General features: G+C 44.7%; 17 protein-coding genes. 14 read left to right on the top strand and 3 right to left on the bottom strand.

The annotated features are described in order from the left end of the window. Position 1: 1 nt before the first annotated feature. Positions 2–433 (bottom strand): GNAT family N-acetyltransferase, encoded by a 432-nt coding sequence (locus Q1A86_RS13890; protein ID WP_299807551.1) that lies wholly within the window; start codon positions 431–433, stop codon positions 2–4. A 514-nt stretch (positions 434–947) separates the two neighbouring features. Between Q1A86_RS13890 and Q1A86_RS13885 the strand changes: the two genes are divergently transcribed. From Q1A86_RS13885 to Q1A86_RS13830, 12 genes are all read left to right on the top strand, one after another. Next, the gene (locus tag Q1A86_RS13885; RefSeq protein ID WP_299807549.1) at positions 948–2,078 is read left to right on the top strand and encodes a 4-phosphoerythronate dehydrogenase; all 1,131 of its coding nucleotides are present in this window, start codon (positions 948–950) and stop codon (positions 2,076–2,078) included. 2 nt (positions 2,079–2,080) lie between these two features. Further along, positions 2,081–3,097: an aspartate-semialdehyde dehydrogenase gene (locus Q1A86_RS13880; RefSeq protein ID WP_299807547.1), complete on the top strand. Its 1,017-nt coding sequence runs from the start codon at positions 2,081–2,083 to the stop codon at positions 3,095–3,097. A gap of 179 nt (positions 3,098–3,276) precedes the next feature. Then, the gene (locus Q1A86_RS13875; protein WP_299807545.1) at positions 3,277–6,255 is read left to right on the top strand and encodes a FimV/HubP family polar landmark protein; all 2,979 of its coding nucleotides are present in this window, start codon (positions 3,277–3,279) and stop codon (positions 6,253–6,255) included. Between the two features lie 163 nt (positions 6,256–6,418). Continuing rightward, a complete protein-coding gene (truA, locus tag Q1A86_RS13870) occupies positions 6,419–7,204 on the top strand; it encodes a tRNA pseudouridine(38-40) synthase TruA (RefSeq protein ID WP_299807543.1) in 786 nt (261 codons plus the stop codon). A 138-nt stretch (positions 7,205–7,342) separates the two neighbouring features. Next, positions 7,343–8,608 (top strand): bifunctional tetrahydrofolate synthase/dihydrofolate synthase, encoded by a 1,266-nt coding sequence (folC, locus tag Q1A86_RS13865; RefSeq protein ID WP_299807592.1) that lies wholly within the window; start codon positions 7,343–7,345, stop codon positions 8,606–8,608. Next, a complete protein-coding gene (gene dedD, locus Q1A86_RS13860; protein WP_299807541.1) occupies positions 8,601–9,239 on the top strand; it encodes a cell division protein DedD in 639 nt (212 codons plus the stop codon). The genes folC and dedD overlap by 8 nt, the downstream gene beginning before the upstream one ends. A gap of 115 nt (positions 9,240–9,354) precedes the next feature. After that, positions 9,355–9,843, top strand: a complete 489-nt coding sequence (locus tag Q1A86_RS13855; RefSeq protein ID WP_299807539.1) for a CvpA family protein — start codon at positions 9,355–9,357, stop codon at positions 9,841–9,843. 99 nt (positions 9,844–9,942) lie between these two features. Beyond that, a complete protein-coding gene (purF, locus tag Q1A86_RS13850; protein WP_299807537.1) occupies positions 9,943–11,457 on the top strand; it encodes an amidophosphoribosyltransferase in 1,515 nt (504 codons plus the stop codon). A 541-nt stretch (positions 11,458–11,998) separates the two neighbouring features. Then, positions 11,999–14,032 carry a DNA topoisomerase III gene (locus Q1A86_RS13845; RefSeq protein WP_299807535.1) on the top strand — a complete coding sequence of 678 codons (2,034 nt, stop codon included), beginning with the start codon at positions 11,999–12,001 and terminating at the stop codon, positions 14,030–14,032. Between the two features lie 105 nt (positions 14,033–14,137). Continuing rightward, entirely contained in the window at positions 14,138–15,028 is an 891-nt protein-coding gene (locus Q1A86_RS13840) for a helix-turn-helix domain-containing protein (RefSeq protein WP_299807533.1), read from the top strand. A 167-nt stretch (positions 15,029–15,195) separates the two neighbouring features. After that, positions 15,196–17,274 carry a hypothetical protein gene (locus tag Q1A86_RS13835; protein ID WP_299807531.1) on the top strand — a complete coding sequence of 693 codons (2,079 nt, stop codon included), beginning with the start codon at positions 15,196–15,198 and terminating at the stop codon, positions 17,272–17,274. Between the two features lie 105 nt (positions 17,275–17,379). After that, a complete protein-coding gene (locus tag Q1A86_RS13830; RefSeq protein WP_299807529.1) occupies positions 17,380–19,416 on the top strand; it encodes a glycoside hydrolase family 97 protein in 2,037 nt (678 codons plus the stop codon). Between the two features lie 90 nt (positions 19,417–19,506). Here Q1A86_RS13830 and Q1A86_RS13825 read toward each other — a convergent pair whose 3' ends face one another. Then, positions 19,507–21,378 (bottom strand): methyl-accepting chemotaxis protein, encoded by a 1,872-nt coding sequence (locus tag Q1A86_RS13825; protein WP_299807527.1) that lies wholly within the window; start codon positions 21,376–21,378, stop codon positions 19,507–19,509. 276 nt (positions 21,379–21,654) lie between these two features. Next, positions 21,655–22,548, bottom strand: a complete 894-nt coding sequence (locus Q1A86_RS13820) for a LysR family transcriptional regulator (RefSeq protein ID WP_299807525.1) — start codon at positions 22,546–22,548, stop codon at positions 21,655–21,657. A 344-nt stretch (positions 22,549–22,892) separates the two neighbouring features. Between Q1A86_RS13820 and Q1A86_RS13815 the strand changes: the two genes are divergently transcribed. Beyond that, positions 22,893–23,951, top strand: coding sequence for a UDP-glucose--hexose-1-phosphate uridylyltransferase (locus tag Q1A86_RS13815; RefSeq protein ID WP_299807523.1), 1,059 nt, complete (start codon positions 22,893–22,895; stop codon positions 23,949–23,951). Further along, positions 23,951–25,123, top strand: coding sequence for a galactokinase (gene galK / locus Q1A86_RS13810; protein ID WP_299807521.1), 1,173 nt, complete (start codon positions 23,951–23,953; stop codon positions 25,121–25,123). Before Q1A86_RS13815 ends, galK begins: the two co-directional genes overlap by 1 nt. Positions 25,124–25,208 lie beyond the last annotated feature (85 nt).

Genomic DNA, 25,208 nt, shown 5'->3' with positions numbered 1-25,208 from the left:
GCTATTCGCTGTGAAGTGCTAATTCTTTTTTTAGCCAACAGCGACTATGTTCTTTAGAGTAATTTTCAAGCTTGCCGAATATTTCATAGCCTTGTTTTATATAAAAATCAGCAGCCTGATAACTAAAGCTTGTTAAATGAGAATGACTGCAGCCATTCTCTAGCGCCGTGCCTTCTATTTGATTGAGCAACTTTATTCCAAAACCTTGGCCTCTTGCACCTTGTGATACCCATAATGAATCTATCCAAAGCCAACCAAAGTTATCGTAATTTCCTTGTACTCCACCGACAACTTCAGCATTTTCATTGTGCAATAAAAAAGCTAATTCATGGCGGCCTGTATCACCAACGATAGGCTGGGTGAAACTTTCTATTCCATCCCAAAGAGCCTGTTGCTCTTCATCTGATAATTTATCCTTACGAACTATGTTCAACTTCAATTGCCTAGACCTTTTGTTGATCGCTTTAGCTTATAACAGCGCTTTAGCGTGAAATCCTATGGGTATACTCAGTAAAATAGCGTGCGATAGTGAAGTTTTAGCATGTGTTCACAATGAGTTAGCTACTTGTCTGCTTAACGGGTTAACATCTTGGCAACTTAGCATTTATCACTTTGTTGAACAACTCAAAGGTTTTAAGGGCTTAGGTGAGAATGTAATTTATTAAATGCCAAAAGTGAGACGTTTCTTTTCTCTGCATGTACAAACTGACGGATGAAGAGTCTTTACTTTCAAAGGCCGTTCTTTGCATGACGTTTACAAAATGGTGTGTTTATATTGGAATAAGCATCTCATCATTTTTAATGAGAAAAGCTCGCTCAAAGCAAGGGCGTTTTGTTGTTAATGCTCAGACGCTGACTCCGTATATTTTTCAATCCTTTGTTTCTAATGGCGAGTCCATCTTGTTAGAATGCAGCCATACACAATCAGCGCATTTTTGGGAAACCCGATGAAGATCCTTGCCGATGAGAATATGCCTTATGTTCAGCAGTTATTTGGTGATTTAGGCACGATTGAAACCGTAAACGGCAGAGAGTTAACGCCTGAGCAAGTTAACGATGCCGATGTGTTACTCGTCCGCTCTGTGACTAAGGTGAATCAAGCATTGTTAGCACAGAACAACCAACTTAAATTTGTTGGCAGTGCCACCATAGGCACAGATCATATCGATTTAGATTATCTCGCAAGCTGCAACATTCCTTTTTCTAATGCCCCGGGTTGTAACGCCACAGCAGTGGGGGAATTCGCCTTTATCGCCATGCTTGAGTTGGCGCAGCGTTATAACAGTCCACTAAAAGGCAAGGTGGTGGGGATTGTTGGTGCAGGTAATACGGGCACCGCAGTGGCTAAGTGCCTTGAGGCTTATGGTATTGAGGTTCTGCTTAATGATCCTTTGTTAGAGGAAAGTGGCGACCCTCGTGATTTTGTATCGCTAGAAACCCTCATTGAAAAGTGTGATGTGATTAGTCTGCATGTGCCTATTACTAAAAATGGTGAGCATAAAACTTGGTACCTGTTTGACGAGGACCGCTTAAATAGCCTAACTGAAAATACTTGGCTACTTAACTGTTGCCGTGGCGAAGTGATAGACAATCGAGCGTTAATAAACTTCAAGCAGCGTCGAGACGATGTAAAAGTCGTGCTCGATGTGTGGGAGGCCGAGCCAAATCCTATGCCTGAACTTGTGCCGTATGTGGAGTTTTGTACGCCACATATTGCGGGCTACTCTCTAGAAGGTAAGGCTCGTGGCACTTATATGCTGTATCAAAAGTTAGCCGAGGTTTTGGGTATTGAGGCCGACAAACAGATGGAATCATTACTGCCGCCGCTTTGGAGTGAGCGGGTTTTGGTGCAGGAAATCAGCGATGAAAGAGCATTATTGCAGCTGGCTAGATTTGTCTACGATTTGCGCGATGATGACGAATTATTTAGAAAAATGTTTCTAAATAACCAGGGGTTTGATCATATGAGAAAAAATCACACCCATCGCCGCGAATTTAGTGCATTAAAGGTAGGCAACACGGGGCAAACTAATGTAAATTGGTTATCCAATTTAGGGTTTTCAGGAGTCGAGCTGTAATTATGTCGCAGGAATTTAATGTTGTCGTATTAGGTGCATCGGGCGCAGTGGGTCAAACAATGATTGAGATCCTCGAAGAGCGTAACTTTCCGGTTGCTAATTTATTTCCTTTAGCCAGCAGTCGCAGCGCCGGTAATACGGTCAGCTTCCACGGTAAACAGGTCGAGATTTTAGATGTAGATACCTTTGACTGGTCACAAGCTCAAATCGGTTTCTTCTCTGCAGGTGGTGACGTATCAGCTAAATGGGCACCGATTGCTGCAGAAAACGGTTGTGTTGTTATCGATAACACATCGCACTTCAGATACGACATCGATGTGCCACTGGTGATCCCTGAGGTAAACCCTGAAGCGATTGCCGATTTCAGAAACCGTAACATCATTGCGAATCCTAACTGCTCGACGATTCAGATGTTGGTTGCGCTTAAACCTATCTATGATGCGTACGGTATTTCACGTATTAACGTGGCGACTTACCAGTCAGTATCGGGTTCAGGTAAGCAAGCCATTGAAGAGTTAGCTGGCCAGTGCGCTAAGCTGCTACAAGGTTTGCCAGTTGAACCTAAGACTTATCCTAAGCAAATTGCGTTTAACGTATTGCCTCAAATTGATAAGTTTATGGACAACGGTTACACCAAAGAAGAGATGAAGATGGTGTGGGAAACACAGAAGATCTTTGGTGATGACAACATAGTTGTTAACCCAACGGCTGTGCGTGTGCCTGTTTTCTACGGTCACTCAGAAGCGATTCACTTAGAGACATTACAACCTGTTGATGCTGAAGATGTTAAATCGGTATTACGTGGCGCAGAAGGTGTTGAGCTGTTCGAAGGTGATGAAGATTACCCTACAGCGATAACGGAAGGTGCGGGTACTGATCCTGTGTATGTTGGTCGTGTGAGAAAAGATATCTCCCATGACAATGGCATAAACCTTTGGGTTGTATCAGATAATATTCGTAAAGGCGCAGCACTGAACAGTGTGCAAATCGCTGAAGTTTTGATTAGAGATTATTATTAATTTCTCATTAGAACTAAATTAAAGAACCTAAAAGCCCGCTAATTGCGGGCTTTTTATGTTTTAAAGATGTGAACAGTAGCAGGGCAACAGAATCTAGTTTATAGTAATCTCAATAAATACAATTGCCTAAAGCTCGTCACCAGAGTGGTGACTCCAGCGTGCTTTAAAGGGAAGGATTGATGAACTTTCGCACATCGCATCTTGTCGGCTTATTAGCCACGGGGTTAGTGGCTATTGCTGCCCCTTCGATTAACCCGGTTGTTGCTGAGCCATTAAAAATTACAGGGCCCGATGGCCAAGTAAAGCAAAGCATTCGTCAATACGGCCCTACAACCTCGTCAGATACTTTCTGGAGTATTGCACAGGCCGTAAAGCCTGATAATAGCGTCAGCGTTTACCAAGTGATGGCGGCGCTGTATGACGCCAATCCTCATGCATTTTCAAGTAAGAACTATAACAGCTTAGAACGCGGCATGATTTTGTTGGTGCCGACTAAAGCTGTGATGCAACAAACCTCTCAAACTGATGCCAAAGCTCGTGCTGAGCGTAACGATAGAAACTGGTCAACAGCTTCAGCTAAGCCAGTCGCTAAACCTCGTGTAGCGCCTGTGGCTGAAAAGATTGAGACGCCAAAAGCCACGCTTACTAAGCCAGCGGTTGCCGCAAAGCCAAATCCATTGATTGCAGAGTTATCAGCCGAAGTTGATACGTTAACCAAGCAAATGGAAGAGATCCAAGCGCAAAACTTAGAATTAACCGATGAACTTGCAAGGGCAAGCGATGAAATAGTGGTTGGCTCATCAGATACTGAGGCGTTTCAGCAAGAAATCACGCAGCTTAAAGAAGAAAATGCGCTATTAAAACAGGCACTGCAAGATACTAAATCTGAAAATGAAGCCCTAAATCAAGAAGTACAACTCAAGCAGCAACAGCTTGCCGCATTAAGTGCACCTAAGCAGGAGCCGACATCAGATCTTTGGCGAAGCTTAATGGATAACCCGTTGCTATTGGTGCTCGGCGCGGTTTTACCGGCTTTGCTAGTGGTGGCTCTATTCTGGTTGTTTATTCGCCGCAAGAATGATGTGAATGCTGAGCAGCAGGAAAATGAAGAGGCTGTTGAGAAAGAGCTCAGTGGCATGAAAGGTGACACTGCCATCGATGAGAAGTCAGATGATGCCGATGGTTTAGCGGTTCATTTAGATACCGATGATGCTGCAGAAGCTCCATTGAAGGATCTTGCGGTTGTAGGCGCAGCAAGTCAGGCCGAGCAAGAAGAGCAAGATATTGTCGTTGAGGACTCTCACGATGAAGGCCAGTCATTAGATGATCTATGGGCTGAAGCTATGGGTGAGCAAGAGAAAGATGAAGCCAATGATCTTGACCCATTTCAAAAGCAGTCTAAATTGGCAGAAGAAGATGATCTGGATTCATTGCTTGCAGGCTTCGATGAGCCGACAGAACAAGTTGATGATAACTTCACTCTAGATGAGCAGTCTTTTGCTAATCAAGACGTTACTCAAGACAGCACGCAAGAAAGTGCTCAAGGTGATGATCTCGATGCGCTGCTAGCAGGCTTCGATGAGCCGACTAAACAAGCTGATGATAACTTCACTCTTGATGAGCAGTCTTTTGCTAATCAAGACGTTACTCAAGATAGTATGCAAGAAAGTGCTCAAGATGATGATCTCGATGCGCTGCTAGCAGGCTTCGATGAGTCGACTGAACAAGCTGATGACAACTTAACTCCAGATGAGCAGTCTTTTGTCACTCAAGACAACAGTCAAGATGATGATTTAGATGCGCTGCTGGCAGGGTTCGATGAACCAGCAGAGCTGACAGTAGACGCTCAAGAAGATGATATTGATGCTTTGCTTGCCGATTTTGACAATGCACAGCAGTCGGATCAAGCCAATGATGCAGAAGTTAAGGCAGCCGAGGATGACTTAGATGCATTGTTAGCTGAGCTCGATGATAAGCCTCAAGACGACGATGTAGCAAAAGATATCGATGCGCTTTCTGATGAGATGGCAGCAGAGCTGGAGTTAGGTTTTGAAATTGCGGCAGAACTTGATTTATCTGAGGATGATGCAGAGCAAGCTAAGCCTGATAGTGAGCTAGACAGTGAACTTGATGCGCTGCTTGCAGATCTTGATGCACCGACTGATGCTGCTGATAGCGAACAGGAGCAAGAGGCACAAGATGCTAGTGAAATTGAGCTTGCTCTAACTGAATCTGCTGCAATTGATGAGACGCTGGATGAGCTAAAAGAGACTCCTGAGGTAAGCGCTAAGGATACCAATAGCTTAGACTTTGATTTGAGTGATTTTGAGCCGAGCAGCGTTAAAGCTAACACTGATGCAGAGCCTAGTAACAATCATGATGTTGAGGAGTTGCTTGAGTTTACACTGCCAGAGCCAGAGCCAGAGCCAGAGCCAGAGCCAGAGCTTGAACAAGAATTATCCGCAGAGTTAGATCCTCAAGTAATCGAAAAGGCCGATAAAGAAAGTGGTTTCTTCGATGATCTGAAAGGTAATAAGAAAACAGAAGAGAACAGTTTAGATTGGGAAAGTATTGCCGCTCTAAGTGGTAATGATGACGATGCTGACCAGAGAGATGAACCGGGTTTTGCAGAAGCTGAAAGAGTTGAGCTTTCTGATGACGAGCTGTTAAGCGACTTAGTCTCGAAAGGCGCTGCCCAAGATACGCCCCTTGACCTTGAAGATGAGACATTCTCACTCGACGAAGATAGTAAGATGACCGTTGACGAGGCGCTAGCCGCCTTGGATGCAGAAGAGTTAGGTGGTAATGAACCGAGCAAGAGCGCGGTTGCTATGCACGATTTAACCAGCTTCCAAAAAGATAACGGCTTTATTGATATCGATAGATTGTTGAGCGAAGCCGATGAAGATAGCGGTGAAATCGATCTTTATAAAGAACTTGATGTCGACATGGGTGAGCTAGACTCTGTGAAGGGCAATACTCCTATGGTCGATGTCGATGATGAAGAAAACTCGGTTAATGCTAAGTTGGATTTAGCTCGCGCCTATATTGAGATCGATGATAGTGACAGTGCTCGAGCGCTACTAAAAGAGGTCGAACTTGACGGTAACGATCGTCAACAAGCTGAAGCCTTGGGCTTACTCAAAGAGTTAGTGTAAATACCTCAACTAAAAACGGCGCCTTTGGCGCCTTTTTTATACTTATCGTTTGGCTTGAGTATGCTAGAATCGCCGGCTATTAAAAGATTTTGTTTATCCGATTGCCTAGCCTTAAAAACACTGGCAGTCGAATAACAGTTTAACCGAGTTATAGAGGTGTGGGATGCGGGTTGCGCTAGGTATAGAGTACGATGGTAGTCAGTATTTCGGATGGCAACGTCAGGCGGAAGTTGACACAGTGCAAGAGCGATTAGAAAAAGCGCTTTCTATTGTTGCCAACGAACCTATTGCTGTGCAGTGTGCGGGTCGTACCGATGCAGGAGTTCATGCTACCGGGCAAGTGGTGCACTTTGAGACCAATGCCGTGCGCAAAGATACTGCTTGGACCTTAGGCGTTAATGTTAACCTGCCAGACAATATCGCAGTGCGTTGGGTGAAAATCGTTGATGATGAATTTCATGCGCGTTTCACCGCGACGGCAAGACGTTACCGCTACATGATTTACAATCATCAACTGCGGCCTGGCATTTTACGCAGCGGTGTCAGCCATTATCCTGGTGATATCGACGAAACTAAGATGCATCAAGCGGCACAATACCTGCTTGGCGAGCAAGACTTTACCAGTTTTAGGGCTGTGCAATGCCAGTCTAATACACCATTTCGTTGTGTGCACGAGGTCAATGTTAGCCGTCAAGGCATGTATATTTGTGTCGACATCAAGGCTAATGCCTTCTTGCACCACATGGTGCGCAACATTGTCGGTTCGCTATTAGAAGTTGGTTTAGGTAATCAACCTATTGAATGGATAGAGCAACTGTTGGCACTTAAAGACAGAAATAAAGCCGCTGCTACTGCCAAACCGAATGGCTTGTATTTAGTGGACGTGACTTACCCTGAAAGCTATCAATTGCCTAAGTTGTCACTTGGTCCGCTATTCATGTTGGATTAAGTCCAGCTTTATAGTGTTGATGGATAGTCAGCAAGGTTTTAGATGGTTTAGCGCTATTTCGGAATGAAATTAGTTTATAGGGAACCGTCTTTGACGGTTTAAATGGATAACTTGTTTGTGATTGAAAATGACACATTAATGCAAGCTGCACCGGAGTCCGGAGCGGCATTAAGCACTTGGTTAGAATTCTTATTAGCGATTCATCCAACTGAAATTGATATGGGCCTTGCACGGGTATCAAGCGTCGCTACTCGAATGGGATTGAACCATTTAGGTGATACCAAAATCGTTACAGTTGCAGGCACTAATGGTAAAGGTACCACCTGCGCCATGATCGAAGCTGCGTTGCAGTTATCAGGAAAAACAGTTGGCGTATACAGTTCACCGCATCTACTTAACTACAATGAACGCGTGCGGATTAATGGCAGTGATGCCACGGATGCGGCTTTAGTTGGTGCATTCGAAGCCATTGAAGCTGCCCGCGCCGAGATTTCATTAACCTTCTTTGAGTACGCAACACTTGCTGGTCTTTACCTCTTTAAAGCAGCCAAGCTTGATGTGGTGTTACTCGAGGTCGGCTTAGGGGGGCGTTTAGACGCAACCAATTTAATCGATGCTGATATTGCGGTAGTGACTTCTATCGATCTTGATCATCAAGAGTACCTTGGTGATACCAGAGAGCTGGTTGGCGCAGAAAAAGCGGGTATATTTAGACAAGGACGGCCTGCAATTGTAGGCGAGCCTGAGTGCCCATCGTCTTTGATTGATGTCGCTAACCAAGTCGGTGCATCGCTTTACCGAGTCGATAGTGAGTTTAGTTATCAGTGCAGTGACAAAGATTGGCATTTCAAAGGTCAGCATTTCGATTTATCTCATTTGCCACTGCCATATCTGCCCCAGCCTAATGCGGCTACCGTTATTGCGGTACTTGAGCATCTTTGCCCGAGCATATCTGCCGAGAATATTGCCAAAGCGGTGGGTAACACCCAGCTTGAGGGGCGTTTAGAAATTCTGAACGATTCACCAAAAGTAATAGTGGATGTAGCCCATAATCCTCATGCGGCGCGCTATTTAAAGTCTCGATTAGCAACTATGCCGAAGGGGCGTTTGTTTGCACTTTGTGGCATGTTAAAAGATAAAGATGCTCGCTCTGTGCTGCTTGAGCTATCAAGCGATGTTGATAAGTGGTTTTTATGCGATTTATCCGTAACCCGTGGCGCATCGGCTGTAGAGTTAAATGCATTGATGCCGAATGATGTGGAAGCGTTAACCTATCAGAAAATGAGCGATGCTTGGCAAGCGATCAAAGCACAAGTACAGAGCGATGATATTGTTATTGTATTTGGCTCATTTTACACAGTTGCAGGTTTTAAAGAGTTGTTTAAGGGAGGGGACCTTGTCTAGTCAATTTCAAAACCGTCTTGTGGGTGTCATCGTTATTGTGGCATTAGGGGTGATCTTTTTGCCTGATATTTTAGATGGTAAAAAACAGCGCGAAGAAGAGCAGTTTGCTGAAATTCCTCTGAGACCCGAGATCCAAGAGAGTACCTTGCCTGCTCAGAATATTGAAACGGTCGATCTTGGTGCGAACGATGATTCAAATACAGAAGGTTCTTTATCTGCTGATAAGATTTCATCGACCGATGGTTCCGGTGATGGTGATAGATCCGGTGATGCCTCTTGGCATATTGCCGAAGAGGCTGGGCAGCCAACCAAGCAGGAGCCTAAGTTAGTCAGCTCGACTAAATCGGTCGTTAAACCTGCACCTAAAGCGGAAGCTAAAGTAAAGGATGCCTGGACAATTCAACTTGGCAGTTTTAATAATGCAGCTAATGTTAGAGGTCTAGTGAAACGCCTTCGCGAGAAAGGTTTCACCGCCTATACCTTGCCGACAAAACCTGTCGACGGTCAGTTAACTAAGGTATTTGTTGGCCCTAACGCATCTAAAGATAAGCTGAGCCGGATGCAAAGCGATATCGAAAAACTGACTCAACTGAAAGGGCGCGTTATCGCCTATAATCCCGTTGAAAAATAATAAATTGTGATTGTCTTTGTCTGAGAAAAAGTTATTTCGCCGCGAAAGCGTGAGAAATAACTCTGTCTCTGTTAGAATCGCGCCGTCTTAAACCCTATGCTGGATTACCTCTTAAATGGTTTGGATTGATTACGCCATCATTATCGTTATCGGACTATCAACTTTGATCAGTTTGGTCCGTGGTTTTGTAAAAGAAGCCATGTCTCTCGTTGTTTGGTTTGCCGCTTTTTTTATTGCCAGTCAGTTTTATCTCAAGCTCGCTATGCATCTTACCCAGATGCAAGACGAAATGGTTCGAAATGGGGTTGCTATTGCCATTTTGTTCGTTTCAACGCTTATCCTCGGTGCACTCGTTAATTACCTAATAGGTCAATTGGTTTCTAAAACCGGATTGTCAGGAACAGATAGAGTGCTCGGCTTGTGTTTTGGTGCCCTTAGAGGTGCATTAATCGTGAGCGCGTTACTGTTTTTTATGGATGCTTTTACCGGAGCACCCAACGCAGATTGGTGGCAGGATTCTACACTCGTGCCCGAATTTGGAGTTGTGATCCAGTGGTTCTTTGACTACTTGGAAAACACCTCAAGCTTTGTACCCAAAATATAAAATGCACTAAAGCATTACTTAGTTTTAGGCGAGTATTAATATTCGCCTAAAGCAAAAAATATTAAATAATAGAACATCTTACAATGAGGAAGCTTACCCATGTGTGGTATTGTCGGAATAGTTGGCCAGTCATCGGTTAATCAAACCATTTATGATGCACTGACTGTGCTCCAGCATCGTGGACAGGATGCTGCTGGCATTGTGACCGTCGATGGCAACGCGTTTAGACTGCGTAAAGCCAATGGTTTGGTGAAAGACGTGTTTGAACCAAAGCATATGCAGCGTCTGCAAGGCAATGCAGGCATAGGTCACGTTCGTTACCCTACGGCAGGAAGCTCTAGCGCTTCTGAAGCTCAGCCGTTTTATGTTAATTCTCCTTTTGGTATCTCTCTAGCGCATAATGGCAACTTGACCAACACGGTTGAGCTGCATGAGCGTCTAGTGAAGCAGCGTCGTCATGTTAATACCACGTCAGATTCTGAAGTGTTACTTAACTTACTTGCCGATGAGCTGCAGCGTACAACTACTGATGATCTTAGCGCTGATGATGTGTTTAATGCCGTCGGCAAGGTACACGATATTACTCGTGGTGCCTATGCGGTTGCTGCCATGATCATCGGCCAAGGCCTGGTTGCTTTTAGAGACCCATTTGGTATTCGTCCGTTAGTGCTAGGTAAGCATGAAACTGCGTCGGGTACCGAATACATGATTGCATCTGAAAGCGTTGCATTAGATGCGGTTGGTTTCGAGTTTATGCGTGATGTTGCACCGGGTGAAGCGGTTTACATTACCCTTGACGGTGAGCTTTATACTCGCCAATGCGCACACTCTCCAAGCTACTCACCATGTATCTTTGAATTTGTTTATTTTGCTCGTCCAGACTCAACCATAGATAACATTTCTGTTTATAGCAGCCGTGTAAACATGGGAACCATGCTGGGTGAAAAGATTAACAAGGAATGGGAAGATCATGATATTGATGTGGTTATCCCGATCCCTGAAACCTCTTGTGATATCGCGCTCGAAATTGCACGCCATATGGATCTGCCATACCGTCAGGGCTTCGTGAAAAACCGCTATATCGGCCGTACCTTTATTATGCCGGGTCAGCAAGAGCGTAAGAAGTCAGTGCGTCGTAAACTAAACGCGATTAGCGATGAGTTTAGAGGTAAGAACGTATTGCTTGTTGATGACTCTATCGTGCGTGGTACGACATCAGAGCAGATCATCGAGATGGCACGTGATGCAGGTGCGAAGAAGGTATACTTTGCTTCTGCTGCGCCAGAGATCCGCTTCCCGAACGTTTATGGTATCGATATGCCAACCACCAATGAACTGATCGCTCATGGGCGTGACGTTGAAGAGATCACTAAGTTGATTGGTGCCGATGGCATGATTTTCCAGTCGCTTGAAGATCTGGTCGAAGCCGTACGTAAAGGTAATCCGTCGATTAAGCGTTTCGAAACCTCAGTATTTGACGGTAAATACGTGACTAACGATGTCGATCAAGATTATTTAGATCACTTAACACAGTTACGTAATGATGATGCGAAGGCGAATCGTAGCAAAGATATCGGCACTAACTTAGAGATGCATAACGTTTGTCATCCATAAGCCAAGCTTAAGTTAGTCATTATTTTTAAAAGCCGAGCACTTGCTCGGCTTTTTTGTACTTACAGCTCAGCAGTTAAAGTCGATTTATTAACCAGACTAGCATCCAACTTGAACATAAAAAGCGATAAGACCGCCTTGTTAAAGGCTACCTTGTTAAAAGCATGGCCTAACTTAAGATTAAGGGACTGTTATTAGTCAGAAAGACCAATACGCAGCCGAGTAATACGAGCCTCTGGTGAAAAGTTGACTGAAGAAATGCAGCGATGATTAACAGCCATGATGCGATAAGAAGTAAATGAAAAAGCATGGTTTTATCGAGCCTGATGCCTTGACTACTGAGTGTTACTAACATCTTTACCCTCCTTGTATGTTGCAAATAATTAAACTCTTAATGAGAAGTGTTCTTAATAAAGTTTGCTAGTCTGAGCAAAACTTAGCCATGTAACTAATAATGGCTTTTGACAGACGGCTTTCATTTGCACCCTTTGATGCTTCAGGGTACAGTTACTGTTAATTTATACAGTAATCCTTATTCTTGTTCATGATCTTATATATTGCTGAAAAACCAAGCCTTGGTAGAGCCATTGCCGATGTGTTACCTAAGCCACTTAAAAAAGGTGAGGGCTTTATTCGTGCAGCCAATGGCGATTGTGTCTCTTGGTGTGTAGGCCATCTGCTTGAGCAAGCTGAGCCGGATGCTTACTCACCAGAGTACAAGTCATGGAAGTTCGAGCATCTACCAATAGTGCCTGAAACTTGGAAGATGAAGCCTAAATATAAGATGCGCGGCCAGATAGCGGTGCTTAGAGGTCTAGTCAAAGAGGCGAGTCAGCTAGTTAACGCAGGCGATCCCGATAGAGAAGGGCAGCTATTGGTCGATGAGATCATTGCTCACCTTGGTGTGAAGGGAGCAAAATTACAAAATGCACAAAGGTTATTGATAAGCGACTTAAATCCGCAAGCGGTTAAAAGAGCGCTGGGGCAACTGCGCTCAAACCGTGAGTTTATTCCATTGTCGACTTCTGCACTGGCACGTTCTCGTGCCGATTGGCTCTACGGCATGAATATGACCCGGGCTTATACTATTCAAGGCCGTAAAGTCGGCTATCAAGGCGTGTTATCTGTTGGCCGAGTTCAAACTCCTGTACTGGGTTTAGTGGTTCGTCGCGATGCTGAAATTAATGAGTTTGTCTCTAAACCTTTCTATGAGGTGTTGGCTCACTTAGTTACCGATAATCAGGATCGCTTTAGCGCAAAATGGCAACCTAGTGATGCCTGCCAACCCTATATGGATGAAGAGGGACGAGTGCTCTCAAAAGGGTTAGCACAAAACGTAGTCGGGCGTATTAGTGGCCAAAACGGCACAGTAGAGAAGGTAACAGCTCAAGACAAGAAACAAAATGCACCCTTGCCCTATAGCTTATCGGCGTTGCAGATTGATGCGGCAAAGCGCTTTGGCATGAGCGCAAAGTCGGTACTCGATACCTGTCAGTCGTTATATGAAAAACATAAGCTGATCACTTACCCTCGTTCAGATAGCCGCTATCTGCCTGTGGAGCAACACGGATTAGCACCGAGTGTCATTGCTGCCGTACTGAGTGGAGCCAGTGAGCTAGTGTCTGGCTGTGATGAGCCCAATGCCAAGCTTAAATCAAAGGCATGGAATGACAAGAAAGTCGATGCGCATCATGCGATAGTGCCGACCGAGAAAATCGCGAATTTATCAATTCTGAGCCAGGCCGAGAAACAGCTTTATTTACAGGTAGCTCGTCAGTACTTGATGCAGTTTTATCCGGCTTATCTTTATAAAGAGACCCAAGTTGAGATCATCATCGCTGGTGGGTTATTTAAAACCAAAGCCAAACAGGAAGCGGCGCTAGGCTGGAAGCAGTTACTTAAGCAGCCCGCCAATCAAAAACAAGATAACAGGAGCTCGATTGATAAGTCGCAGACCGAAGATGATGAGCATCTTGCCAATATTCCAGCACTGAAAAAGGGCCAAGTTCTGCTGTGTGAGCGCGGTGAGTTATTGGAAAAGCAGACTCAGCCACCAAAACACTTTACCGATGCCACTCTACTCAGTGCCATGACTGGGATTAGTCGTTATGTGACCGATTCTGAAATCCGTAAAATCTTAAAGGAGACTGATGGGCTGGGTACTGAGGCGACTCGAGCCGGGATCATAGAGCTATTGTTTAAGCGTAACTACTTGACTCGGCAAGGTAAGTCTATTTTGTCCACCGAAGTGGGCAGGGGATTGATAAACAGCTTACCACAGAGTGCAACAACGCCAGATATGACGGCGCTTTGGGAAAATAACCTCGATGCTATAAGCCGTAAAGAGGCAAAATACCAAAGCTTTATGGCCCCATTATTAGCATCATTGCAGCAGCTAATCGAGCAGGCTGGAGCGCAGTTACCGACCTCGTTGCAAGGTGTTAAATCACCTGGTGGTGGTTTTAAGAAGCGCCGCTATGCGGGAAAGAAGGGGGCGTCAGCAACGAATAAAGCTGTAACAACTAAGAGAGCTGCCGCAGCGAAGAAGCCAGCTGTACGGAAAAAGACAAGCTCATAAAGACTCCTAAAAACTCATCCCTATTTCTTGTTTAGTAACTTTCAATTGTTTAACTAAGACCTATGGGTTAGCTTGACAGCTGACAGCAGCCATGGGGTTAGACAGATGTTTGAATGGGTTGAAAAAATTGCTTTTAATGAGGCTAGTCCCTTAACGGTACAGGCGCAAGATACGCAGTTTGGCTTTCACCGTAAGCAGCCTACTGTGATGGAACACAGTCATTGGCATGGTCATATCGAAATTAATTATCTGTTTGATTGTTCTGCAGACTATTTGATTAACGGCCAAGAGATCACTGTCCCAGAGGGACGCATGATCATCTTTTGGGCATCATTTCCCCACCAAATGACCGCCTCTCGCGGAGATGGCGAGTTGGTCAACATCTATATCCCTCTGCAATCCTTTCTAACCTGGATGCTACCAAGTAGCTTTGTGAGCCAGTTGTTACATGGCGAGGTCATTGTGTCTGACAGCTTATATGCTTGTGACAAGCAGCTGACGCAGATCTGGGAAGCTGATGTTAAGCGAAATGCCCCCCTGTTAACTAGCCAGGTAATTAATGAGATCCGCGGTCGTATTCGACGCATGTCTATAGAGGATTACAGTACCTTCGAACTAGCGAATCGAGTGACTAAGCAGGGAGAACTGCAGGAAGATAAGCAGGTCTTTGGTGGCTTAAACCATATTCAAACTATGCTGCGTTATATTGCCGATAATTACGATCAAAAAATCACAATTGAAAATGTTTCAAGCTCAACAGGGCTACATAAAAATTACGCCATGAAGTTGTTTAACCGCGTGATGAAGGTGTCGATTAAGCAGTACATTAATCAGCTGAGGCTACAACATGCTCAGGCGCTACTCATAGATACTCAAAGCCCTGTGCTTAATATCGCGCTGGAAGCAGGCTTTGGCTCTGTGAGTCGCTTTTATGATATTTTTCAGCGTGAATTTTCCATGTCACCTCTGGAGTTCAGACGAAAAGTGATTGGGTAAGGTGATTTTCTAGGAAGGCATAACGGCTTTATAGTAAGAGTGCTTGTGACGGTTCGTGCTTCAATCAGTTTTAATTAATTTTGATTAGTTTTAATAACCTGCGATGACATTGCTGGATTATTAGCTAAGTAGCTGACTTGAATATTGCCCTATATCACGAGATAACTATGAGAAAACTATTTGCCACCTCAGCCTGTGCCATCGCTATTTTATCTGCTTGTTCAAATGACTCTCAATCAGTTGCTCAAGCCGAGCAAGAACAAATTAAAGCTGAACAGCTCAAAGCAGAGCAAGCTAAGCAGTATCTAAATGGTTTAGCGGATACCTTGACCGATCGCTGGCAGCAAACTGGCGATGGTCTAGTGTGGAATGTGAAAGATAGCCATGAAGATCATATTGAAATGAGTGGCGAACAAACCTCAGCTATTATCTACTATGGCAGCGACGCTAACGGAAATTTGAGCTTAACGCGAAAGCTGGTGTGGCCTATGCTGCGCACTATTCCAAATGATACCCATGCCAGTCTTATTCATGATTTCCCGTTATCAGTTTCGCCGTCTATTACCGTCAATGAACAGATTATTACGCAAGAGAAGCTGAAGCAGGCTCGTATCGATGGCCGACTGTCATTGACGAGTCAAATTGCCGAAGGAATCGAAATAACGCGTCTGTTATCACCAAGTACGGCTCAGCCAGTAATGGTTGAAGCTTTGACCTTTAGTAATAGGAGTAATGAAAGCGTAAAACTGAGCATCGGCGAGCTCAATTATCGCGTTGATACTCCAGCTAAAGATGGGGTATATGGTAGCTATCGCATAGAAGGGGCTAGCGATAAATCCGGGGTATTTGAATTAACACCGAGTGATACATTAACGGTTTACCTAGAATTCAAAGCCACTAAAGCTGGTCAAAAGCGCGAGTTTGATGCCGCAAAAGAACTTGAACTGCGTCAAGCCTATGTGGCTAGCTTGAATAACAATCTTCAATTAGTCACCCCGGATGAAAACATCAACAAGATGTTTGAGTTCGCCAAAATTCGTAGCGCTGAATCAATTTTTAGAACTAAGGGAGGTTTGATGCATGCTCCCGGTGGCGGACGTTATTACGCCGCTATTTGGGCTAATGATCAGGCTGAATATATCAACCCTTTCTTCCCATTTTTAGGCAATGCAGTCGGTAATGAATCGGCGATTAATAGTTTCGAGCACTTTGCTCGCTTTATGAATGATGAAGGCAAGGCTATTCCATCCTCAATTATTGCCGAGGGGGATGATATCTGGAACGGCGCAGGCGACAGAGGCGACTGTGCCATGATCGCTTATGGCGCTAGTCGATTTGCTCTGGCTTATGGCGATGAAGAGCAAGCTAAGGCGCTACTGCCTTTGATTGATTGGTGTATCGACTTTAGTTACGGCAAGCAAACAAGCGAGGGAGTGATTGCATCGGATAGCGACGAGCTAGAAGGACGATTCCCGGCAGGTGATGTTAATTTAAGTACCAATATGCTGACCTACGGCGCTCTGGTTTCTGCCAGCCACTTGAATAATGAGCTTGGGCGAACAGGTATCGCTGCTGAATATCAGCAGCGTGCGACTAAACTTGCCAAAGACATTGAGAGTTACTTCGGTGCAAGTGTTCAAGGCTTCGATACTTATCAATACTATCAGGGTAACGATAAGTTAAGAGCTTGGATTGCACTACCGTTTTCATTTGGCATTTTTGACCGCAAAGATCAAACTCTTGCCGCTGTACTGTCGGAACAATTGTGGAGTCCTGAGGGGATCTACAGTGAGGCGGGCAATAAGACTTTCTGGGATAGGGCAACACTCTATGCGTTTAGAGGCATTTTTGCGGCTCAAGAGACTGATACGGCAATGCGTTACTTTAAGTATTACTCGCGCAAACGTTTACTCGGCGAGCATGTACCTTACGCAGTAGAAGCTTGGCCTGAAGGCGATCAGCGCCATCTATCAGCTGAGAGTGCCCTTTATGCTCGAGTCGTTACAGAAGGCATTTTTGGTATAGAGCCGACAGGCTTCAAACGTTTCGATGTCGCGCCGTATTTACCTACTGGTTGGAACAATATGTGCCTGAAGCATATTCGCGCGTTTGAGAGTAATTTCGATGTCTGTGTGAGCCGCGTACAAGGCGCCGATAAAGGGTTTAGCGTCACCATTGAGCAGGAGCAAGGTCAATTGCAGCAGATCAACTGGGACGGACAATCACCTATCAGCGTTAGCCTATAAAAAGGTTAAACAGATTAGGTTAAGTCGCAACGACTTAACCTAATCATCATTTGGCTTTGACACTACCTTCGACGTTATTGACTCAAACTTGCCTACGAGATCGCTATGATTACCCAACGCTTTCAATTTCCAGCACTGTTTTTGTTTGTTATCAATTTGGCCCTTTCGCTATGTGTTCTGGTTAATGCCGCTAATCTAGCTAACGCCGGTCAAAACACGGACCCATACACCTTAGCCTCTCCCAATGGACAACTGCAATTGCGTGTTGCTCAAGATGTCGAACAAGGGGTTCATTACTCATTAATCGTATCGGATAAGCTCGTTTTGCAAAATGCCGTTGCCGACATAATGATTCAAGATATGCAGGCTAATTTATCTAAGGCGAAACTTGTTGATCTGGCGCGTACGAGTGTCGAGCGTCAGTTGCAGCCCCATGTACAGCAAAAATCTAAATGGATAGATGAGCAATACAACCAATTAGCACTGACTTTTGATAACCAGCTAACACTTACTTTTAGACTCTTTGATCAAGGTTTAGCCTACCGCTTTAGCACTGAACAGCACGGAGAATTAGTGGTGATGGCTGAAACGGTAGGGGTTAATTTTGCTGCTGATCATTCGGTAATGTTTCCTGAAGAAACCAGCTTTATTAGCCATAATGAGCGATTGTACTTACCTAAAAAGTTATCTGAAATTACGCCTAAGCAGTTTGCTAGCTTGCCGCTGTTAGTCGATGCTGATGGCATTAAGCTGGTCATTACCGAAACAGGGTTGAGGGATTACCCTGGATTGTGGCTAGAGGGCAGTGATAAGCAGGGCTTTAATGCACGCTTCCCTGCTGTCGTACTCGACAGTGAGCTTAAACAAGACTCTGATAGAAACGAGAATATCCTCAAGCGCGCAGACTATATTGCTAAGAGGCTGGTGATAGATCATGCACCTAAAGCGGGCGTATTTCCTTGGCGAATTTTTGCCATTGGCCAAGCTGATGCAGACTTGCTCACCAACGAGTTGTCGTATTTATTAGCAGACGAGTTAGCAATCGATGCCTCATGGGTGAAACCTGGGCAAGTGGCGTGGGATTGGTGGAATGCTAATAATGTGTTTGGTGTCGATTTTCAAGCGGGTATTAATACCCAGACCTATAAGTACTATATCGATTTTGCAGCCAAGTATGGTATCGAATATATAGTGTTAGATGAGGGGTGGCACCATTTAGATAGCGTATTAAATGTTGTCGATGATATTGATATTAAGGAGATTATAACCTATGGCAAGAGTAAAAATGTCGATGTGATCCTCTGGGTGATCTGGAAGACGTTAGACAATGAACTTGAGCAGGCATTAACACAATTCGAGCGGTGGGGCGCAGCGGGCATAAAGGTCGACTTTATGCAGCGAGATGATCAAGCCATGGTCAACTATTACTGGAAGATTGCTGAGCAAGCTGCTAAGCGCAAACTCTTGGTCGATTTTCATGGTTCATATAAGCCAGCGGGTCTACGCCGTGCTTATCCAAATGTGATCACTCGAGAAGGCGTACGTGGTCTTGAGCACAACAAATGGGGCGATTACATCACCGCTGAGCACAACTTAACTCTGCCTTTTATCCGCCAGCTTGCAGGCCCTATGGATTACACTCCTGGCGCGATGGTGAATGCTCAGCCTAATAATTTCAGGATTAATTTTAATCGTCCAATGAGTAAAACCACAAGAGTGCACCAGATGGCGATGTATGTGGTGTTTGAAAGCCCGCTGCAGATGCTAGCCGATACACCATCGCACTATCTTCGTGAGCATGAGAGCACTGAGTTTATCAGCCGAGTACCAACGGTATGGGATGAAACTAAGGTATTGTCTGCCAAAATAAGTGATCACATTATTATCGCGAGGCGCTCAGGTGAGCAGTGGTTTATCGGTGTCATGGGCAACTCAATGGCGCGTGAATTTACCTTGGACTTGAGTTTGCTCGGATTGAATGAGACACAGAAATATCAGATGAGCAGTTTCGCCGATGGTATTAATGCCGATAAATATGCCAGTGATTATCAAACTAGAACTGAAACGGTGACATCAAAGAGTAAAGTAAGCATCACTCTTGCACCAAGTGGCGGATGGGTGGCGAACTTAACGCCGCGTTAATCGGTTTAGAAATAAAAAAGGGAAGTGCTAGCTGTGTCATCCACAGTTTAGGCTTCCCTTTTTATTACTCTATTTATCGTAACTTAGCGATTATAAGATAAAGGTTGCTACCTTCGAGTTAAGATTATCGGCTCTATCTTTGAGTGCTTGCGCTTGATCGAGATGCGCTAATGCTGATTCAGTAATGTCATCAGTCACATCTTTAATCGCTACCGTGTTTTGTGTGATCTCATTGGTCACTTGAGTTTGTTCCTCTGCCGCGGTTGCGATTTGGCCTGCCATATCTGAAATGACATTAACAGCTTGAGTGATCTCTTCAAGTGCATGGGCCGCTGCATTAACGTCAGTAACACTGTCAGTGGCAAGTCCTTGGCTACTTTCCATTAATAACACCGCTTTTTTGGTGGTGTTTTGCAAGGTTTCAATAGTGGTGTAGATCTCTTGCGTCGAATCTTGAGTTCGACGTGATAACACTCTGACTTCATCAGCAACCACTGCAAAGCCACGGCCTTGCTCACCCGCGCGAGCCGCTTCTATAGCTGCGTTTAATGCCAGTAAGTTTGTTTGCTCCGCAATGCCTTGAATGGTCGTTAAAATGCCAGAGATAGCTTGTGCATGAAGATTTAATTCGCCAATCACATTAGTCGCTTCACCGACTTCGTTGGCTAACGAGTTAATCGTACCGCGTGTTTTGTCGACTAAGCCTTTACCTTCCTCACTACTGGTGGCAGATTGCTGTGCCGCAGTAGCAGTGTTTTCTGCGTTGGCTGCGATCTCGTGAGTCGCACTGGCCATTTCGGTTACCGCCGTTGCAACCATGGCGACTTCTTGCTGTTGACGCTGTAGTTCATCAACCGTCGTCTGGTTGGTCACTAAGCTGTGCTGAGCATCGCTATCTAGCTCGCTGGCTAGTTGACGAATATGGCTGATGAGTTGATGTTGGCTACCTACAAAACGGTTAAAGCTTGTGGCTAATACACCTACTTCATCTTGAGTGTCGACTTCAATACGCTGGGTTAAGTCACCATTACCGTCTGCTATGTGGGCTAAAGCTTGTGATACACGGCTCAAAGGGGCGAGTAGAATGCTTAAGAACCAAGAGATAGCTAAGACGCTAAATAACAAAGCGAGCGCAGACAAACCTAGTTGCGTCATCAGCAGCTTACTTAACGGCGCTTCTAAGGTTTCTTTATCAAGAACAAAGATCAGTTCCCAGTCGGTATTGGGGATCTCTGCACCCCAAAGTAATTTATCTCGCCCCTCACTTTCAAAGTACAGCGGCAATAAGCTACCTGCCTGACGGCTTTTAGAAGCAATTTGAGCGTTAAGCTGACGATCAATATTTTGTATTGGTCCCATGGATTTAGCATGGTCTTTATAGGCGATAACTGTGCCATCTTTATGCATCATGATGGCGTAACCCTTGGCTGGTAAGTTCATGTTGTTAACATTATCTACCAGGCTCGCAATGGAGAGGTCACTGCCCACAACGCCGCCTTTAGCGGGTTGTGCCATGGAAACGACAAGAATGTTGTAGGCAACATCGATATAAGGCTTGGTTAGAATGGCTCCTTGCTTAGTGATGGCCTGCTGATACCATCCGCGACTGCGAGGATCGTAGCCAGTACGGTCGATACTAGGATCAGAGTCTAACATTTGGCCAGATTGAGAGCCGAAATAGGACAATTCAAAAGGACCAGATAGTTGAGCCTGCTGCAGAACACTTAGGCTATCACCATTAACTTTTTCAGCCATTGCGGCTACGATTCTTTTACGATCGGCTAGCCATTCCTCGATCTGTTTTGCTTGTTGCTCGCCAAGTTGGCGTACTTGATCGGTACTGCTTTTCATTAACAGTTGTTTTTGACTGGAATAACTTTGCCATGATAGCAGTCCTATTACGACGGAAAAGGCTAGCACAACTGATAGAAGGATCTTTTTCTTGAGCGAATATGAGTTCATTTCAGGTCTAATTTTGGCTTGTAGGTGAAAAGTAGGCTTGTAAGCTATAAGGCGACTGAAGGAGTGGCGAACTGAAAGTTAACCACTCATTAATGGTATTTTCGCATACTTAGGCCGTGAATAAATAGTGTTTCAAGTCTAATTGTGTAAATAAATTACACAATTAGACCTATTTAACACTTCTTGAACTGAATCGAGTGAAAATGCAAGTTAACTAATTACTATCGTTATCAATACATAAAATTTACGCTAGGAGTACAAGATTGGTCCGAGTTGTTATGATATTTTGTGACTCGTTTTTAAGATGTTTTTCACGGCAATATATCGTGCAGGCAGCTCTCTATTTCGTTTAGAAACTAAATAGAGTGACTCTGTAACGGCTTTATGTGGGCTATGTACATGAAGCTGATCTCTATTTACAAAACTGTCTAATGCACTCTTTGGCAGTACGGTAAACCCAAGCCCTTGGGAGATTGGCAACAAGATCTGACTGAGCTGATTAACATAACTTGTTATGGGGATTTGGTTGATATTCACTTCTGCAAACTCAGGGGTTGCGCACAGGTCAAAGTAGCGTGATAAGTAGTGTGGAGCATCTGGGTGACTAATAACACCACATTGCCTCAGAGATTGAGGATCAATGACGCTATTTTGATAGCGTTTTGGCATGATAAGGCAAAGTGCTTCAAGGCCGATATCTTCAATGTTGAACTCACCTAGACTTGGCCGCTGGGTGACAACGCCTATGTCGATCGTTCCTTCAGTAATATCTTTCAGTATTTTATAGTTTGGTGCAGCCTCTATATGCATCGACAGTGCCGGATGTTCCTGCTGTAGTTTGATCAGTTTCGGATAATACAAAAGTGCTAAAGTGCCTGAACAAGATAAACGGCATTGGCCTGAATCTGGATCATCGAAGCCTAGGTTCTCAATCAGTTTAATTTCTTGTGCCGCTATCTGTTGAGCGTACTCGTAGACTTGCCTGCCTTGCTCGGTAATTTCAAATTGTTTCTTCACTCTTTTAATCAGAGAGTAGCCACAGGCCTGTTCGAGCTTCTTGATTTGTTGGCTGACACCCGGTTGAGTCATATACAGCTTTTCTGCGGTATGAGTGAAGTGGCCTGTCTCGATAAGGGTTGTAAAGGTCTTTAGCCAAATAGGATTAAGCATAGCGTTCTCCGAATTTTCAACATGCCTTCTGAGCATGCTGTCGGTACGTGATTTAATTCACAATGAAGTGCGGTACTTAATTGGATGATAACAGTAAATATATCAATAATAAAAAATTATCAAAATAGCCAAATACCATAACTTATGATGCAAGTTTATCTGGTTGATATTCCAAAGGGTTTTGCCAATTGAAAGGCCTGATTATCTTTTTAATAGGGGATTGTCATTCAAGTAGCCGATGATGGGAGTTTTATTGGGAGTTAAAAGCACCTTTTCAGGAATGACTCCTAGGTTCAACTAGATGAGCATACGGGGTATTCATACTCAGCCTATCAATCATGGTCATGACGCAAATAACAGATGTACATTTTGATCCCTGTGAACACTCTCATCGACGCTATAACCCACTAACGTCTGAGTGGGTATTACTGGCTCCCCACAGGGCAAAGCGACCTTGGCTGGGACAGGTAGAAGCATCAGATACCTCTTCATCACCTAGCCATGATAGCGAATGTTTTTTATGTGCGGGTAACACTCGGGTTAACGGTGAGATCAACCCGGATTATCAATCTACTTTCGTGTTTAAAAATGACTTCTCAGCTTTAGTTCCCGATACGCCAGTGTCGAGTGATGACGATCCATTATTTCGATTTAGTACCGAAAGAGGCGAAAGCCGGGTGATCTGCTTTTCCCCCGATCACTCCAAGACTTTACCTTTATTGTCTGTAGCAGAAATAGAGCAGGTGGTTAAGACATGGCGAGAACAGAGTGCTGAGCTTGGACGTGATTATTCTTGGGTACAGATTTTTGAGAACAAAGGTGCGGCCATGGGGTGTTCTAACCCTCACCCCCATGGGCAGATTTGGGCGCAACAACAACTGCCAAGTTTAGTTGATATTAAGCAAGGTAACTTATTGGCTTACATCCAAACCCACGGCAGTAACTTACTCGCAGATTACGTGGATAAAGAGCTGGAGCGCCAAGAGCGCATAGTTGTATGTAATGATGACTGGCTGGTGGTAGTACCTTATTGGGCTGCCTGGCCCTTTGAAACCTTGCTGCTACCCCGCTTTGAGATCCAGCGAATGACCGATTTAAATCAGACGGCCCAAACGTCGTTAGCGGAGATCATAAAGCAGCTGACGACCTGTTATGACAATTTATTTCAGTGCTCATTTCCTTACTCTATGGGCTGGCAAGGCGCACCTTATGACGGGTTAAAACATAGTGAGTGGCGCTTACATGCTCATTTCTATCCGCCGTTACTGCGCAGTGCTAGCGTTAAAAAGTTCATGGTCGGATATGAAATGCTCGCCGAAACCCAGCGAGATATCACGCCAGAGCAGGCAGCTCTGAGCCTAAGAGATGCCCGTGGCGTTCATTACAAATTGGAGCAAGAGTGATGGATGAACTTAAAATACGCGATAGGTTTAAGCAGCTCTATCAAGTCGAGGCAGAGCGGGTAGCTTATGCACCGGGTCGGGTGAATATCATTGGTGACCATACCGATTATAATGACGGCTTTGTGTTGCCTGCTGCCATTGATATGGGAACCTATGTCGTGGCGAGAAAGCGCGATGATCTTCGTATCAATGTGATTGCAAATGATCTTAATGACGAAAGAGTAAGCTTTCATCTGGACGCTATTAGCTTTGATGAGCATGTTGGCTGGGGGCACTACGTTAAAGGCGTATTCCAAGCCTTGTTAAGCCATTTCGATTCACTCGACAAGCCTATCGATAATGCAGGCTCTATACAGGGTTGCGATCTCTTGATCAGCGGCAATATTCCACAGGGAGCTGGGCTAAGTTCATCGGCGTCTTTAGAGATCGCATTAATCAAAGCCTTGACGCAGCTTTATGATATTCAGATGGATGGGATCAGTGCGGCATTGATTGGCCAGCAAGCCGAAAACGTCTCTGTAGGCTGTAACTGCGGCATTATGGATCAGCTTATTTCGGCATTAGGCCAAGATAATCAAGCCATGCTTCTCGACTGCCAAGACTTGAGTTATCGCTATGTCACTCTTGCTGACTCGTTACGAGTGGTGGTGATTAACTCCAATGTTCAACGCCAACTCGTGGGGAGTGAATATAACGATAGGCGGGAGCAATGCAATCAAGCCGCACAGTTTTTTAATCAGCCTTCGCTGCGCGATGTCAGCATACAAGACTTAGAGGCGGCAAAGGGGGATCTCCCTGAGCTGATCTTTAAACGAGCGCGGCATGTGATACTGGAAAGCAAGCGAACTTTACAGGCGTTCGAGGCCTTAACCATAGGTGATATCGCTAAGATGAGTCAGTTGATGCAGGACTCCCATGCTTCTCTTAGGGATGATTTTGAGGTGACCACTACAGAAGTCGATTATCTGGTTGACTGTGTATCTAAGGTTATTGGCAGCAATGGCGGGGTGAGAATGACTGGTGGGGGCTTTGGAGGGTGTGTTGTCGCTTTAGTGCCTCACGGTCTGGTAGATGTTGTAAAAACTGTGGTTGAGCGTGATTACCAAAGAGAAACTGGTCTCAAGGCCGATGTATATATTTGCTCGGCTAAAGTAGGCGCCTTTAGTCGCTAAACTTAGGTTTAGACTATGACGCGATCAATGAAGCTAAGAGATGACTGTTGCTGTGTAGCTCAAAGCATTAGGGCTTCAGAGCTTT

The sequence above is a fragment of the uncultured Shewanella sp. genome (genome assembly GCF_947497935.1).
GTDB lineage: Bacteria > Pseudomonadota > Gammaproteobacteria > Enterobacterales > Shewanellaceae > Shewanella.
The sequence above is the reverse complement of the archived record's forward strand: the minus strand, read 5'-3'. Positions and strand labels throughout refer to the sequence as shown.

Bases quoted from the DNA above. Each gene is read 5' to 3' on its own strand.
- Q1A86_RS13885 (WP_299807549.1), top strand. From the start codon at position 948: ATGAAGATCCTTGCCGATGAGAATATGCCTTATGTTCAGCAGTTATTT.
- Q1A86_RS13880 (WP_299807547.1), top strand. From the start codon at position 2,081: ATGTCGCAGGAATTTAATGTTGTCGTATTAGGTGCATCGGGCGCAGTG.
- Q1A86_RS13875 (WP_299807545.1), top strand. From the start codon at position 3,277: ATGAACTTTCGCACATCGCATCTTGTCGGCTTATTAGCCACGGGGTTA.
- truA (WP_299807543.1), top strand. From the start codon at position 6,419: ATGCGGGTTGCGCTAGGTATAGAGTACGATGGTAGTCAGTATTTCGGA.
- folC (WP_299807592.1), top strand. From the start codon at position 7,343: ATGCAAGCTGCACCGGAGTCCGGAGCGGCATTAAGCACTTGGTTAGAA.
- Q1A86_RS13855 (WP_299807539.1), top strand. From the start codon at position 9,355: ATGGTTTGGATTGATTACGCCATCATTATCGTTATCGGACTATCAACT.
- purF (WP_299807537.1), top strand. From the start codon at position 9,943: ATGTGTGGTATTGTCGGAATAGTTGGCCAGTCATCGGTTAATCAAACC.
- Q1A86_RS13845 (WP_299807535.1), top strand. From the start codon at position 11,999: ATGATCTTATATATTGCTGAAAAACCAAGCCTTGGTAGAGCCATTGCC.
- Q1A86_RS13840 (WP_299807533.1), top strand. From the start codon at position 14,138: ATGTTTGAATGGGTTGAAAAAATTGCTTTTAATGAGGCTAGTCCCTTA.
- Q1A86_RS13835 (WP_299807531.1), top strand. From the start codon at position 15,196: ATGAGAAAACTATTTGCCACCTCAGCCTGTGCCATCGCTATTTTATCT.
- Q1A86_RS13830 (WP_299807529.1), top strand. From the start codon at position 17,380: ATGATTACCCAACGCTTTCAATTTCCAGCACTGTTTTTGTTTGTTATC.
- Q1A86_RS13825 (WP_299807527.1), bottom strand. From the start codon at position 21,378: ATGAACTCATATTCGCTCAAGAAAAAGATCCTTCTATCAGTTGTGCTA.
- Q1A86_RS13820 (WP_299807525.1), bottom strand. From the start codon at position 22,548: ATGCTTAATCCTATTTGGCTAAAGACCTTTACAACCCTTATCGAGACA.
- Q1A86_RS13815 (WP_299807523.1), top strand. From the start codon at position 22,893: ATGACGCAAATAACAGATGTACATTTTGATCCCTGTGAACACTCTCAT.
- galK (WP_299807521.1), top strand. From the start codon at position 23,951: ATGGATGAACTTAAAATACGCGATAGGTTTAAGCAGCTCTATCAAGTC.